Below are 14,099 nucleotides of genomic sequence, written 5' to 3' on the forward strand. Positions count from 1 at the left end.
GTCGGGGCCGAGACAGCGGAATCCGACACCGACACGGAAGACGTCGGGGCCGAGACAGCGGAATCCGACACCGACACGGAAGACGTCGGGGCCGAGACAGCGGAATCCGACACCGACACGGAAGACGTCGGGGCCGAGCGAGCGGGATCCGGCGCCGGGTCCGAAGGCGCCGGTGCCGAGGGCGCGGCCGTGGATGCCGAGGGTGCCGGCGACGCTTCGGAGTCCGAGGCCGAGGCCGCCGCCTCGTGCGTACGGAGTGGCGTCGGGGGCGAGGATGCCGAGGAGTCCGAAGACCTGGGGGCGGAGGCCGAGGGCATCGGCGTAGGCGCCGGGCCCGCGGCCACGGGCTCCGATCCCATGGCCGCGGCCGCGGCGCCCGGGTACGCCTGGGCCGTGTCCGAGGGGTGTTCGTCGGTCTGCGTGGGCGTGTCGGTGCCCGGTTCCTCCGGTTCCTCCGGTGATTCCGGCCAGGTGGGCATGCGGAACGCCGTCGCCAGGTAGTGCCGCATGTCCTGCGCGGCCTTGACCTTGGCGGATCGGCGCTCCGGCCCGGGAGCGGACGGCGTACGCGGCGAGGAAGCGGCGGGACGGGCCGGTACGCGGGGCTCCACCGCCTCCGCGCGCAGCGCCTCCCGCCGGGCCGCGCGCAACGCCTGCCGTGCGGCGTCACCGGGGCGCCTGTTCACGTCGACGTCCGGGCCGGACTCCGATGCGGGCCGTGCGGCATCGCCGGAGCGCCTGCGCACGTCAGCGTCCGGACCCGACTCCGATGCGGGCCGTGCGGCGGCCCCAGGACGCCTGCGCACCTCAGCGCCCAGGCCGGACTCCGATGCGGGCCGTGCGGCATCGCCGGAGCGCCTGCGCACGTCAGCGTCCGGACCCGACTCCGATGCGGGCCGTGCGGCGGCCCCAGGACGCCTGCGCACCTCAGCGCCCAGGCCCGGCTCCGGTGCCTGCCGCGCGCCCTCCTTCGGGGCTGCGTCCGCCACCGGAGCGGTGGAACAAGCGGGCGGCGCCTCGTCGGTACCCCCGCGCGTGGACATCGCGGCCCTGAGTGCCGCTCGGGCCGCGTCGCCGGGCCGTTGCTCCGTGGGGTGGGAGGAGGCCGTGCCGTCCGCGGTATCGGTACCGGAGGCGGCGTCGCCGGGCTCCGTGCCCCCCACCGCCGCCCGCGCCGTGTCCTCCCGCTCGGCCTCCGCCCTCTCCCGTGCCGCCCGCAGGGCCCGGCGGGCGGCGTCGCCGGGGCGGGGCCCGGCGGCGCCCGTCATGGTGTCCTCCGCAGGGAGACGAGCTCGGACAGTTCGCGGTCGGTCAGCTCGGTGAGGGCCGCCTCGCCGGAGCCGAGGATGGCGTCGGCCAGGGCACGCTTGGCGGCGAGCATCTCGGCGATGCGGTCCTCCACCGTGCCCTCGGTGACCAGGCGGTGGACCTGGACCGGCTGGGTCTGGCCGATGCGGTACGCGCGGTCGGTGGCCTGCACCTCGACGGCCGGGTTCCACCAGCGGTCGAAGTGGACGACATGGCCCGCGCGCGTGAGGTTCAGGCCGGTGCCGGCGGCCTTCAGGGACAGGACGAGGACCGGGGTCTCGCCGTTCTGGAAGCGGTCCACCATGCGCTCGCGCTCCGGCACCGGCGTGCCCCCGTGCAGCAGGTCCACGGGGATCGCGCGGGCGGACAGGTGGGCGGTGAGGAGTCGGGCCATGCCGACGTACTGGGTGAAGACGAGCGCCGAGCCGTCCTCGGCGAGCAGGGTGTCCAGCAGCTCGTCCAAAAGGGCGAGTTTGCCGGAGCGGGCCGCGAGCCGGTCGGCGCGCGCGTCCTCCTTCAGATACAGCGCCGGGTGGTCGCAGATCTGCTTCAGCGCGCCGAGCAGCTTCAGCACCAGGCCCCGGCGGGCCATGCCCTCCGCGGTCTCGATGGCCTGCATCGACTCGCGCACCACCGCCTCGTACAGCGTGGCCTGCTCCCGGGTGAGCGGCACCGGATGGTCCGTCTCGGTCTTGGGCGGCAGCTCGGGCACGATGCCGGGGTCGGACTTCTTGCGGCGCAGGAGGAACGGGCGGACCAGACGGGCCAGACGCTCGGCCGCCTCGGGGTCCTCGCCGGCCTCCACCGCGCGGGCGTGCCGGGCGCGGAAGGACTTCAGCGGGCCGAGGAGTCCGGGGGTGGTCCAGTCGAGCAGGGCCCACAGCTCGGAGAGGTTGTTCTCCACGGGGGTGCCGGTGAGCGCCACGCGCGCGGGGGCCGGGATGGTGCGCAGCGCCTTGGCGGTGGCCGAGTAGGGGTTCTTCACGTGCTGGGCCTCGTCGGCGACGACCATGCCCCAGGGCCGCTCGGCGAGGTGGGCCGCGGTGGAGCGCATGGTGCCGTACGTGGTGAGGACGAAGCCGCCGTCGACGCCGTCCAGGGTGCGGCCCTGGCCGTGGAAGCGGCGGACCGGGACGCCGGGCGCGAACCGGGCGATCTCCCGCTGCCAGTTGCCGAGCAGGGAGGCCGGGCAGACGACGAGGGTCGGCTCGGGACGGGCCCGCTTGAGGTGCAGGGCGATCAGGGTGACGGTCTTGCCGAGGCCCATGTCGTCGGCGAGGCAGCCGCCGAGTCCGAGGGAGGTCATCAGGTCGAGCCAGGCGAGGCCGCGCAGTTGGTAGTCGCGGAGGGTGGCGCGCAGGCCGGGCGGCGCGGTGGCCGGGCGCAGGCCGGCGGTGAGGCGGTCCCGGAGGGCGGCCAGCGCACCGACGGGGACGACCTCGACGGTCTCGCCGTCGACCTCGGCCTCGCCGGTGAGCGCCACGGACAGTGCGTCGACCGGGTCGAGCAGGCCCAGTTCGCGCTTGCGGGCCTTGCGGACCAGCGCGGGATCGACCAGCACCCAGCGGTCCCGGAGCCGTACGACCGGGCGGTGGGCCTCGGCGAGGGCGTCCATCTCGGCCTCGCTGAGCGGATCGCCGCCGAGCGCCAGCTGCCAGCGGAACCGGAGCAGGTCCTCGCTCTCGAAGAAGCCGGTGCCGTCGGTCGCCGAACCGGGTGCCGGGCGGACCACCGCGGCGGCGGTCAGGTCGCGGGCGAGGTCACGCGGCCAGTGCACGGCGACCCCGGCGGCGGCCAGCCGGCTCGCCGCCACGCCGAGCAGCTCGCCCAGCTCCTCCTCGGACAGGGCGAGGACGTCGGGTACGTCCTGCTCGGCGAGGCGGTCCAGGGGCGGCCACACCCGGGCGGCGCGCCGCACGGCGAGGGCCGCGTCCACGCGCGCGCGGGGGCCGAACGCCGTGTCGGCCTCGCCCGCCCACAGGGCCGCCGCGTCGGCCACCAGGGTGGGGTCGGCCAGGCTGTGCACCTGCACGATGGCCGCTCCGGCGGCGCGGGCGCCTTCGCTCGCACCGGCGTCGAACACGTCGTAGGCGGCCAGGTCCAGGCGGAGCGAGATCCGGACGCCGGCGTCCATACCGGCGGCGACCTCGGCCGCCCAGGCGTGGGCCGCGGGCAGGTACTGGGGCTCGCGGGCGGCGAAGGGGCGGCCGGCGGTGTAGGGGGCGGCGGGGGTGCGGGGCAGGGTGTCGGCGACCGCGTCCAGGAAGGAGCGGACGAGGGCCTCCGGCTCGGGCAGCTGAAGTGGGCCCGGGCCCGGGAGGGGCACGGCGTGGCCTTCGGGGGGCAGGGCGGCGGCGATCGCGCGCAGGTGGGCGATGTCGTCGGGCTCCAGGGGGCCGGCCCGCCAGGCGTCGTGGCCGGCCGGGGTCAGGCCGGGCAGCAGCCGGCCGCGGGCGACGAGCCGCAGCGCGTGCAGGGAGGCGGCGCCCCAGCAGGCGGTGGCCGGGTGGGCGGCCGGGTCGCGGCGGGCGCGGACCAGCAGGGGCAGGGCCTCGGCGAGCGGCAGAGTCAGCGCGGGCACCTGTCGGCGGCGCACACCGGCGCCATGGCGCCGTACGACCGTCAGCTCCTGTGCGGCGCCGCCGGCCCCCGGGGGCAGCGGGTCGCCTTCGGGGTCCCAGAAGGCGAGGCGGCCCTCGCGCGGCAGGGGGGCGGGCAGGTAGACGGACGCGAGGCGCACCGGGACCGGGTGCCCGCTCTCCGTCTCCCGGGAACCCCCCGTGCGCTCGGCCACCGCAGCCGTGCCGCTCATACGTCCTGCCACCTCCCGCCCGTGCCTCGGATCAGCTGTCTCCGACTCTACGGGCGGGGTCTGACAATCGGCTCCGAGGCCGGGTCGTGGCCCTGGCTACGGGACCGTGCGGGAGACGACGAAGACCATGGGGCGTTCCGGGTCGGACAGGTTGACGACCACGTCCTGGGTGGGCGCCGGGTTCTTCTGCTCGTGGGTCAGGCCCCACCAGGGGCCGGGGCCGGTGAAGGTCCAGCCGCTGACCTTCCGGTCCCGCTCACCGACCGCGATGTCGTTCTTCCTCAGCTGCTCCCGGCGTACGCCCATGGCCTCCAGGAAGCTGTCCAGGCCGGCGGGGTTGGTGCGGAACTGCACGTAGAGGCGGCTGGTCTTCCAGTTGTTCGTCTCGTAGTAGGCGATGTCGTCGGCCGGGTGCGGGACCGTCACCTGGTAGAGGCGGCGCTGCACCTTCGACGGCCAGCCCGCGGTGAGGCCGGTCGCCGAGTACTTCGCCTCCTTGTCCTTGCCGCTGTTGCGGCTCTGGTTCGCGGAGATCACCAGGTAGCCGGCCGGTACGCCGATGAGCAGCACGATGATCAGCAGGGTGAGGGCCCGCCGTCTGGCCTTGTGGCGCGGGTCCTCGGCGGGCTGTCGCCGCTGCTCCGGCGGGCCGCTCTGGTGGGGCAGCGACGGGGTCATGCGGTGTCCTGGTCGCGGCGGGCCTGGGCGTACCGCTCGTAGCGCTCGTAGCGCTCCACCCGGCGCCGCTTGGCCCGGCGGAACCTGCGGGCGACCAGCCGGGCCAGGTCGGCTGCGCCCACCATGCCGGCCTCGGGCCCGAGCTGGGCGCGGGTGATGCGGGCTTCGGGGCGGTAGCCGCGGCCGGTGAGATGGCGCTTGAAGGCGTCCCGGGCCGGGCCGATGAGCAGGTCGTCGGCGGCCGAGACACCGCCGCCGATCACGAAGCAGGAGGGGTCGAGGGCGGCGGCGAGGTTGGCGATGCCGACGCCGAGCCACTGGCCGATGTCCTGGAGCAGTTCCACGCACATCGCGTCGCCCTCGCGGGCCAGCTCGGTGATCATCGGGCCGGTGATGTCACCGATGTTGCCCTTGACGTGCTCGATGATCCCGTACGCCACCGGGGAGTCGGCCGCGGCCAGCTCCCTGGCCTCGCGGACGAGCGCGTTGCCGGAGCTGTACTGCTCCCAGCAGCCGCGGTTGCCGCACGGGCAGCGATGGCCGCCGGGCACGACCTGCATGTGGCCGAACTCGCCGGCGACGCCGAACTTGCCGCGCTTTACCTGGCCGTCCTCCAGGATGGCGCCGCCGATGCCGGTGCCGAGGGTGATCATGACGAGGTGGTCCTCGCCGTGGCCGGCGCCGAAGCGCCACTCCGCCCAGGCGGCGGTGTTGGCGTCGTTGTCCACCAGGACGGGCACGGAGAGCCGGCCGGCGAGGCGGTCGCGGAGGGGTTCGTTGCGCCAGGACAGGTGGGGGGCGAACAGGACGCGGTTGCGGTCGGCGTCGACCCAGCCGGCGGCGCCGATGCCGACCGCGTGCACGTCGTGCCGGTCGGACAGGTCCAGTACCAGCTCGACGATGGTGTCCTCGACGACCTTGGGGCTCTTGGACTTGTCCGGGGTCTCCGCGCGGAGCTTCTCCAGGATGTTGCCGTCGGCGTCCACGACGCCCGCCATGACCTTGGTGCCGCCGATGTCGATGCCGACCGTGGGCACGCGGGGTGCGGTCAGATGTGACCGACGCTCTCGGGTGCCGACGGTGCGTAGGACCGGGGCTCGGCGGGAGCCGATGGGGGCGGTGAGGTCGCGGTAGGTGCTCATCGCTTGTCGATTCTGCCTCACCGTGGGGGCGGGTGCGGTGCGGGGCAGGGGGTGGGGGTGCGCGGTCGTTGCCGGCTGCGGGTCCGTTCCGGTTGATCGCAACCACGCGGCGGAGCCGCACATCGCACAGCCCCGCGCCCCTTAGGTTCGCTGCAGTTCGTGGCGTAGAGCCTCCAGATCGGATCCTCCCGCCATCTGCTGCGTCAGCTCGTCCAGCGTGATCTCGTCCCGTGTGTGGTTGCCCACCATCGTGCCGCGCCTCAGCAGGACGAAGCGGTCACCGACCAGGTACGCATGGTGCGGATTGTGGGTGATCAAGACAACGCCCAAGCCCTCGTCTCGTGCTGCCGCCACATATTTGAGGACCACACCGGACTGCTTCACTCCCAGTGCCGCCGTCGGCTCGTCCAGGACCAGGACCTTGGCGCCGAAGTGGACGGCCCTGGCGATCGCCACGCACTGGCGTTCGCCGCCGGAGAGGGTACCGATGGGCTGGTCGACGTCCCGGAGGTCGATGCCCATGCGGAGCAGCGCCTCGCGGGTGGTGCGGCGCATGAGGTCGATGTCCAGGCGCTTGAAGGGCCCCTTGCCCGTGCGGGGCTCGGAGCCGAGGAAGAAGTTGCGCCAGACCGGCATGAGGGGGACCACGGCGAGGTCCTGGTAGACCGTGGCGATGCCCCGGTCCAGGGCCTCCCGCGGGGAGGAGAGGGTCGTCTCCTCCCCCTCGATGCTCAGCGTGCCGCGGTCGTGCTGGTGCAGGCCCGCGATGATCTTGATCAGGGTGGACTTGCCGGCCCCGTTGTCGCCGAGGACGCAGGTGATCTCACCGGGGTCGACCTGCAGCGAGACGCCTTCGAGGGCACGGACCGTGCCGTAGTACTTGCTGACATCGGCCAGCTCGACGAGAGTCACTTGGTGGCCTCCGCACGCTTGCGGACCCAGGCGTTGAGCAGGGTCGCCAGGAGCAGCATCGCTCCGAGGAAGAACTTGAACCAGTCGGGGTTCCACTCGGCGAAGACGATGCCCTTGCTGGTCATGCCGAACAGGAGCGCGCCCACGGCCGAGCCGACCGCGCTGCCGTAGCCGCCGGTGATCAGGCAGCCGCCGATGACGGCCGCGATGATGTAGATCAGCTCGTTGCCGACGCCTTCGCCGGACTGGACGGCGTCGAAGGAGAAGAGCAGGTGCTGGCCGGAGATCCAGGCGCCGAACGCGACGCCCATGTAGAGGCCGATCTTGGTCTTCGCGACCGGGACGCCGACCGCGCGGGCCGCGTCCTCGTTGCCGCCGACGGCGAAGATCCAGTTGCCGGTGCGGGTGCGCAGCAGGATCCAGGAGGCCAGGGCGACCAGGCCCAGCCACCACAGGATGGTGACCTTGACGTCGACGCCGCCGATGGTGAGCGTCGAGGCGAAGACCGCGTGGGCGCTCGGGAAGCCCTCCATGTCGCCGATGGTCTTGGTGGAGACGGTGCCGTCGATCAGCTTGGTGAAGCCGAGGTTCATGCCGGTCAGCATCAGGAAGGTGCCCAGCGTGACGATGAAGCTGGGCAGCCTGGTGCGGGTGAGCACGAAGCCGTTGAAGGCGCCGATGGCGAGGGTGACCAGCAGGGACACGCCGACGCCGACCCAGGTGTTGGCCGTCATCTGGTAGCTGAACATCGAGGAGATCAGCGCGGACGACGTCACCAGGACGCCCGCCGAGAGGTCGAACTCCCCGCCGATCATCAGCAGGGCCACGGGTACGGCCATGATGCCGATGGTCGAGGAGGCGTACAGGACCGTGCTGAGGCTGGAGGCGCGCAGGAAGCCGTCGGCGGCGAAGGCGAAGACGACGAGGACGGCGAGGGCGCCGACGACCGAACCCAGTTCGGGGCGGGCGAGCAGCTTCCGCAGCGGCGAGAGCCGCAGAATCCTTTCGTCGGCCGTCTCGTCACCGGTGCGTTCCAGGGCGGCGGTCATCGGGTGCCCCGCTCGGTGTACTCGGCCAGCGCGGACGCCTGGTCCTTGGTGATGATCTGCGGGCCGGTCAGTACCGGCTTGCCGCCGCCGAGGACGTCGCCGTTGTACTTGTACAGCCACAGCAGGTCGACGGCCTGGTAGCCCTGGAGGTACGGCTGCTGGTCCACGGCGAAGCCGAGGGTGCCGTCCTTGAGCGAGGCCGCGACCTTGGCGTTGAGGTCGAAGGTGTCGATCTCGGCCTTGCTGCCCGCGTCCGTCCTCGCCTTCACGGCGGTGTCGGCGTAGGGCGCGCCGAGGGTGACGACGGAGTCGATGGACCTGTCGGCCTGGAGCTTGGCCTCGATCGCGGACTGCACGTCGGGCATGTTGGTGCCGTTGACGTAGAGCTTGCGCAGCGTGCCGTGGAAGGTCTTGGCGACGCCGTCGCAGCGCTGCTCGTGACCGACGTTGCCCTGCTCGTGCAGCACGCACAGGGCCTTCTTCCTGCCGCGCTTGTTCAGCTCGTCGCCGACGGCCTCACCGGCGATGGTCTCGTCCTGGCCGATGTGGGTGAGGGCGCCGAACGCCTTGGACTCCTCCGAGCCGGAGTTCACCGTGATCACCGGGATGCCGGCCTTCTCGGCGCGGGCCACGGCGGCCTTCATGGCGGCCGGCTTGGCGAGGGTGACGATGATGCCGTCGACCTTCTTGTCCACGGCCGCGTCCACCAGCTGGGCCTGCTGCTGTGCCTCGTCGTCGTGCGAGTACAGGAACTTGATGTTGTCCTTGACGGCGGCCTGCTCGGCGCCGCTCTGCACGATGTCCCAGAAGGTGTCGCCGTCCCCGGAGTGGGTGATCATCGCGAAGGTCCAGCGCGGCGTGTTCACCGCCGCCCTCCCCTGGGCCGCGGCGGCTTTGCGGGCGTCCTCCGCCCGCTTGCCTCCGGTGCTGCTGCACGCCGCGAGGGACACGGAGAGTGCCCCCGTCAGCGCTATGCCTACCCAGGTCCGAAACCGTGCCACGAGGCCGTGCCCTTCTTGCTGTCCTGTGTTCCGACGTGCGTAAGGGGCGGGCGACCTCACCGTCGGTGTGTCCCGGCGGTGACCTCACCAGCCCCAAACACTTCAGTATCGAACACAGCGAACACCCATGACACGGCCGGGGACCGCAGACCGGTCACCTTGTCCGGACATTGCGACGAACGCCCGGGGTGCCGTCAGGGCCGGACGAGCAGCTGGAACTCGAAGGAGTAGCGGCTCGGACGGTAGGTGTGGTCGCCGAACTCGACCGCCCGGCCGGTGTCGTCGAAGGTGGTGCGCTGCATGGTGAGCAGCGGGGCACCCTCGGCCTCGGCGAGCCGCTCGGCCTCGGCGGCCGTGGCGCCGCGGGCGCCGATGGACTGGCGGGCGCTGTGCAGGGTGATCCCGGCGGACCGCATCAGCCGGTACAGGCCGGTGGCCTCCAGCTGGTCGGTGTCGAGATCGAGCAGGCCCGGCGGGAGGTGGTTGATCAGATAGGCCATCGGTTCGCCGTGCGCGAGCCGGAGCCGCTCGATGCGGTGGACGTCACCGCCCTCGGCGACCCCGAGCGCGGCGGCGACTTCGGTGGAGGCCGGCACGACCGTGTTGACCAGCACCTTGGTCGCCGGGCGCTGGCCGGCCGCCTCCAGGTCGTCGTAGAGGCTGCTCAGTTCCAGCGGGCGCTTGACCTGGCTGTGGACGACCTGGGTGCCGACGCCCCGGCGGCGGACGAGGAGCCCCTTGTCGACCAGGGACTGGATGGCCTGGCGGACGGTCGGCCGGGACAGGCCGAGCCGCGCGGCCAGCTCGATCTCGTTGCCGAGCAGGCTGCCCGGGGTGAGCCTGCCGTGCTCGATGGCGGCCTCCAGCTGCTGGGAGAGCTGGAAGTACAACGGCACCGGGGAGCTACGGTCCACACGGAGGTCGAGCGACACGGTCGGGTCCACATCTGGTTTCGGCACGGGCCCGAGCGTAGTCCCGTGCATGGTTGACGGGAAGTTGTGTAGTCCGATTGTCAGGACATACGCATTGACAGGATGCGGGGTCGGCCCGCACTTTGTTTCCATGCGCATCGGGGTCATCGGTACGGGCCGCATCGGCACCCTTCACGCGAGGACGCTCAGCCGCCACCGCGAAGTGGGCTCTCTGATCCTGACGGACGCGGACCCGGCGCGGGCGCAGGCCCTGGCGCACCGGCTGGGCGAGACCGCGGCGCCGGGCGTGGACGAGATCTTCACATGGGGCGTGGACGCGGTCGTGATCACCACGGCGACGGCGGCCCATGCGGAACTCATCGGCCGGGCGGCCCGCTCGGGCCTGCCGGTCTTCTGCGAGAAGCCGATCGCCCTCGACCTGCCGGGCACGCTGAACGCGCTCACCGAGGTGGAGACCGCCGGGACGGTGCTGCACATGGGCTTCCAGCGGCGGTTCGACGCGGGGTACGCCGGCGCCCGGGAGGCCGTGCGCACGGGCCGGCTCGGCCGGGTGCACACCGTACGGGCCATGACCTGCGACCAGTCCCCTCCCCCGGCCCAGTGGCTGCCGCTGTCCGGCGGGCTGTTCCGGGACACGCTGATCCACGACTTCGACATGCTGCGCTGGGTGACGGGCCGCGAGGTGGCCGACGTGTACGCCACCGGGTCGGACGGCGGCCCCGCGATGTTCCGCGAGGCGGGGGACGTCGACACGGGCGCGGCGCTGCTCACGCTGGACGACGGCACGCTGGCCACGGCGACGGCGACCCGGCTGAACGGCGCCGGGTACGACGTCCGCATGGAACTGGCCGGGGAGCACGACACCGTGGTGGTCGGCCTGGACGACCGTACGCCCCTCGCCTCCACCGAACCGACCGGGCCGCCGCCCGCGGACAAGCCTTGGGCGGGATTCCTGGAGCGGTTCGGGCCCGCCTACGAGGCGGAGCTGAACGCCTTCGTGGAGGTGGTACGCGGCGAGCGGGCCAACCCGTGCGACGGCCGGGAGGCGCTGCAAGCGCTGCGGATCGCCGAGGCCTGCGAGGTCTCGCGGCGCGAGCGGCGGCCGGTGGCCCTCATGGAGATCCCGGACCGGGAGCAGCCGTCGTAAGAGAGCATCATCAACGTTCACGCTGATGTGAGTGGGATGTTCGTTTCGATTCGCCAGGTTGGTGTGGATTCTCCGGTCAGTTCGCGGGACATTGTTTTAGCCATCGCCCAGTGGATCATCGTGCGGGATCGCTGCGGCAGGACTTCATGGTCCCGGGCCAGACAGCGGTGCTGCATCAGCCAGCCGAAGGTCCGCTCGATCACCCACCGCTTCGGCAGTGGCTCGACCCCCGTCGCCCGCGGCCGCTGCACCACCTCGACATCGATGCCGAGTCCGGCGCCATGGTTCAGGATGCCGCTCTGGGTATCCGCCGTCGGCCCAGACCTTGGTCACGCTGGGATGGGCTGCGGCCAGGTCGTCGAGTAGGAGCTTGCCGCCAGTGGTGTCGTGCACGTTGGCGGCGGTGATGAGGACGGCCAGCACCAGGCCGAGTGTGTCTGTGATCAGATGCCGCTTGCGTCCATTGATCTTCTTGCCGGCGTCCATGCCCTGGCTGGTCTCGGCCACATTTGCCGAGGTCTTCACGCTCTGGGCGTCCACCACGGCCGCGGTCGGCTCCGCGGTGCGGCCGTGGGCCCGGCGGGTCTTGTCACGTAACGGTCGTGGACCTGCTCGGTCGTGCCGTCCGCTTCCCACTTCGCGTAGTAGTCGTAGACGGTCTTGTACGGCGGGAAGTCATGCGGCAGGTACTCGCACGGAATGCCGGTGCGGTTGACGTAGAGGATCGCGTTGACGGTCTCCCGCAGCTCATGCACGCGAACCGCCGTTCCCGGGCCGGTCCGTCCGGCTCGCCAGGCGGTGAAGACCGGTTCGATCAAGGCCCATCGGGCATCGGAGACATCACTGCGGTACGGGCGACGAGCATCACACCTCGTTCAACGACCACCGACACCGAAAGTCACAAAAACATCCCTGACTACCAACTACCTAGATTAGATGCCCTCTAATACTGCAACGGTGCTTACCCTGACTGATGGCCAGGTCAGGGGCTGTGTCCGCGTCGTTTGTAGTGGCTGGTGCGGGCTTGGTGTTGTCGTCGGCGGCGCCAGGTGGACCAGTGCAGGATGTGTTCGACGGGTGTGGGTCGGCGGTTGGTGAGGCGGGTGATCAGCCGTCGTAAGCATCCGGTGGATGCGGTCCGGGCCCGCATGACCGGCTTCCTCCGCCAGCGTCCAGCCGTTCTTCCGTTGCAGCGGAGCGATCAGGCCCCGCATACAGGCCAGTGCCGACTCTCGCGGCTCCGACCTGCCGTCTGGGCTGTGGTGCGGGCGCGAGGAGCCGTCAAACCGGCCTCGCTGTGCGCGCGGCAGCGGTTCCGCCCATCGCTGGGCCGTTGTCGCAGAGCCCTGGAAGCGTTCCGCGCCCCCGGCACAGGGTCCAGCGGTGCTCGACTGTCTTCTACGGTCCGGTCGCCGGAGCTGGACCACCGGTGGTCAGGCGGGTATGGCCTGCCCTGCATCGTCAGGCGAGGTCACCCCAGGGTGGCGGCCGTCGGATCAGGCCCTGCATCACGTCGTGCTCGCGCGCGAAGGAAGAGGGTGCCCTCGTGGACGCAGCCGAACTTTCACCCACTCAGCCCCAGCGGTAAATCCGACACTCAGCGACATACGCGTGTTCCGGTTCATGCAGGGCAATATCGTGGAGCACTTGCGTACCAGCGAGCCGTACGACGCGGCATACGCGATCGGAATCCTCGCGTGCAACGACCCTCACTACGACGGGTTGGATGCCCGGTCAGAGCATGTGACTGGTGCGCTGAAGCGGCCCCACCCTTCGGGTGCTCGGACCGGTCAGCGCGCGCTGCGTCGCGTGGCGTTCGCTTGCCACTCGCGGCCGATGGAGCGCATCAGCGCGGGGTAGACCCCGATGTGGCGGAAGGGCTTGATGGCGGCCATGTAGAGGCTGCCGAACAGCCCGTTCGGCTTCACCAAGACGGCCATCTGGCCGCGTTAGCCGCCGGAACCGTCTTGGACCCAGCCGATATGCATCACCGCGTGCACGGTCTTGTTGCCCATCTCGGCGGCCCACTCCTCGTCCGTCTGATAAAGGGAAGCGAACGGGGAGGAGCCGAGGTCGGGACCTCGGGGGCCCTCGCGAAGATTCGCCGGCAGTCGGTCGTACAGGGAAGGCAGCCGGGTGCCGATGCCGGTATCGGACTGGTCCCAGCCGAGCAGTGCTCCGAGCTTCCATCGGATGGCGAAGAGCATGCGGGAGACGGGGCCTTCTCCGTTCACCCCGCTGCTGATTCCTTCGGCGATCTGGCGCACCAGCCACACAAGGTCCGTGGGTCCGCCGGGAGTGGGCAGCGCCCAGACGTCTTCGACCGTGAAGCCGCCGGCGATTTCGTGGATCCGCCAGGGGCGGTCGGTGTGGGCGGTTCGGGGAAGGCGCATGAGCAGGCCTCTGTCTATACGATGGCGTATATATCGAGCGTACCCGCCTCTATACGCCCCCGTATACTGGCAGGTAGGTGAGGAGGCACACACCATGGGCGCGACCCGCACGCCACGCGGCAAGTGGATCGAGGAAGGCTTGCGGGCACTGGTCGAAGGCGGCCCCCAAGCCGTCCGGATCGAGGCACTGGCGCAGGCACTCGGTGTCAGCAAGGGCGGCTTCTACGGGTACTTCCGCAACCGCGACGCGCTACTCACCGAAATGCTCGACACCTGGGAGCACGAGGTCACCGACAGCGTGATCGAACAGGTTGAAGGCGGTGGGGGAGATGCCAGGGCCAGACTGGAGCGGTTGTTCGCCCTCGTCGCCGCTACCACCGACGGTCCGGTTCGGGGCACCACCGCCGATATAGCAATCCGCGACTGGGCCCGCCGAGACCCGGCAGTCGCCGAGCGCCTGCGCCGCGTCGACAACCGCCGTATGGATTACCTGCGTTCCCTGTTCTCCTCCTTCTGCCCGGACGAGGACGAGGTCGAGGTCCGCTGCCTGCTCGCCGTCTCGGTGCGCATCGGCAATCACTTCAACGCGGCCGACAACGGCAAGCGCAGCCGCGCGGAGGTGATGGAGCTGATCAAGCAACGGCTGCTGGAGTAGCCCCCCACGCGCGCGCCCGGTCGCGAACTGTCTTGGGTTTGATCATCTGGTGGTCTTTTCGACCTGCGGT

The 14,099-nt window shown here is 71.4% G+C and carries 9 protein-coding genes and 4 pseudogenes; 3 read left to right on the forward strand and 10 right to left on the reverse strand.

Going from position 1 to position 14,099, the window contains the following annotated elements; translation table 11 throughout:
• Positions 1–501: pseudogene (locus ACZ7DL_RS33960) on the forward strand (hypothetical protein); the annotation flags it as partial.
• Positions 502–1,264: 763 nt separating this feature from the next.
• On the opposite strand, the gene ACZ7DL_RS33965 reads toward ACZ7DL_RS33960, so the two are convergent.
• The 7 genes from ACZ7DL_RS33965 to ACZ7DL_RS33995 all read right to left on the reverse strand — a co-directional run bounded on the left by ACZ7DL_RS33965 (position 1,265) and on the right by ACZ7DL_RS33995 (position 9,834).
• Positions 1,265–4,120 carry a DEAD/DEAH box helicase gene (locus ACZ7DL_RS33965; RefSeq protein WP_470780159.1) on the reverse strand — a complete coding sequence of 952 codons (2,856 nt, stop codon included), beginning with the start codon at positions 4,118–4,120 and terminating at the stop codon, positions 1,265–1,267.
• 96 nt (positions 4,121–4,216) lie between these two features.
• Positions 4,217–4,798, reverse strand: a complete 582-nt coding sequence (locus tag ACZ7DL_RS33970; RefSeq protein ID WP_470780161.1) for a sugar kinase — start codon at positions 4,796–4,798, stop codon at positions 4,217–4,219.
• Positions 4,795–5,940, reverse strand: a complete 1,146-nt coding sequence (locus ACZ7DL_RS33975) for an ROK family glucokinase (RefSeq protein WP_470780163.1) — start codon at positions 5,938–5,940, stop codon at positions 4,795–4,797. The genes ACZ7DL_RS33970 and ACZ7DL_RS33975 overlap by 4 nt, the downstream gene beginning before the upstream one ends.
• A gap of 141 nt (positions 5,941–6,081) precedes the next feature.
• Positions 6,082–6,852: an ATP-binding cassette domain-containing protein gene (locus ACZ7DL_RS33980; protein ID WP_470780165.1), complete on the reverse strand. Its 771-nt coding sequence runs from the start codon at positions 6,850–6,852 to the stop codon at positions 6,082–6,084.
• A complete protein-coding gene (locus ACZ7DL_RS33985; RefSeq protein WP_470780167.1) occupies positions 6,849–7,901 on the reverse strand; it encodes an ABC transporter permease in 1,053 nt (350 codons plus the stop codon). The genes ACZ7DL_RS33980 and ACZ7DL_RS33985 overlap by 4 nt, the downstream gene beginning before the upstream one ends.
• Positions 7,898–8,902 (reverse strand): sugar ABC transporter substrate-binding protein, encoded by a 1,005-nt coding sequence (locus tag ACZ7DL_RS33990; RefSeq protein WP_470780169.1) that lies wholly within the window; start codon positions 8,900–8,902, stop codon positions 7,898–7,900. The genes ACZ7DL_RS33985 and ACZ7DL_RS33990 overlap by 4 nt, the downstream gene beginning before the upstream one ends.
• Before the next feature lie 194 nt (positions 8,903–9,096).
• Entirely contained in the window at positions 9,097–9,834 is a 738-nt protein-coding gene (locus tag ACZ7DL_RS33995) for a GntR family transcriptional regulator (protein ID WP_470780252.1), read from the reverse strand.
• Between the two features lie 130 nt (positions 9,835–9,964).
• On the opposite strand from ACZ7DL_RS33995, the gene ACZ7DL_RS34000 reads away from it, so the two are divergent.
• The gene (locus tag ACZ7DL_RS34000) at positions 9,965–10,981 is read left to right on the forward strand and encodes a Gfo/Idh/MocA family protein (RefSeq protein ID WP_470780171.1); all 1,017 of its coding nucleotides are present in this window, start codon (positions 9,965–9,967) and stop codon (positions 10,979–10,981) included.
• Positions 10,982–10,998: 17 nt separating this feature from the next.
• Here ACZ7DL_RS34000 and ACZ7DL_RS34005 read toward each other — a convergent pair.
• From ACZ7DL_RS34005 to ACZ7DL_RS34015, 3 pseudogenes are all read right to left on the reverse strand, one after another.
• Positions 10,999–11,799: pseudogene (locus tag ACZ7DL_RS34005) on the reverse strand (IS5 family transposase).
• Positions 11,800–12,099: 300 nt separating this feature from the next.
• A pseudogene (locus ACZ7DL_RS34010) lies at positions 12,100–12,291 on the reverse strand (hypothetical protein); the annotation flags it as partial.
• Positions 12,292–12,771: 480 nt separating this feature from the next.
• Positions 12,772–13,374 (reverse strand): annotated as a pseudogene (locus ACZ7DL_RS34015) (DUF2867 domain-containing protein).
• Between the two features lie 94 nt (positions 13,375–13,468).
• Between ACZ7DL_RS34015 and ACZ7DL_RS34020 the strand changes: the two are divergent.
• Positions 13,469–14,029 (forward strand): TetR/AcrR family transcriptional regulator, encoded by a 561-nt coding sequence (locus tag ACZ7DL_RS34020; protein WP_470780173.1) that lies wholly within the window; start codon positions 13,469–13,471, stop codon positions 14,027–14,029.
• The last annotated feature ends 70 nt before the right edge of the window (positions 14,030–14,099 follow it).

The organism is Streptomyces sp. NPDC036984 (genome assembly GCF_055607665.1).

Coding starts and splice junctions, on each gene's coding strand:
- ACZ7DL_RS33965 (WP_470780159.1), bottom strand. CDS start 4,120: ATGAGCGGCACGGCTGCGGTGGCCGAGCGCACGGGGGGTTCCCGGGAG.
- ACZ7DL_RS33970 (WP_470780161.1), bottom strand. CDS start 4,798: ATGACCCCGTCGCTGCCCCACCAGAGCGGCCCGCCGGAGCAGCGGCGA.
- ACZ7DL_RS33975 (WP_470780163.1), bottom strand. CDS start 5,940: ATGAGCACCTACCGCGACCTCACCGCCCCCATCGGCTCCCGCCGAGCC.
- ACZ7DL_RS33985 (WP_470780167.1), bottom strand. CDS start 7,901: ATGACCGCCGCCCTGGAACGCACCGGTGACGAGACGGCCGACGAAAGG.
- ACZ7DL_RS34000 (WP_470780171.1), top strand. CDS start 9,965: ATGCGCATCGGGGTCATCGGTACGGGCCGCATCGGCACCCTTCACGCG.
- ACZ7DL_RS34020 (WP_470780173.1), top strand. CDS start 13,469: ATGGGCGCGACCCGCACGCCACGCGGCAAGTGGATCGAGGAAGGCTTG.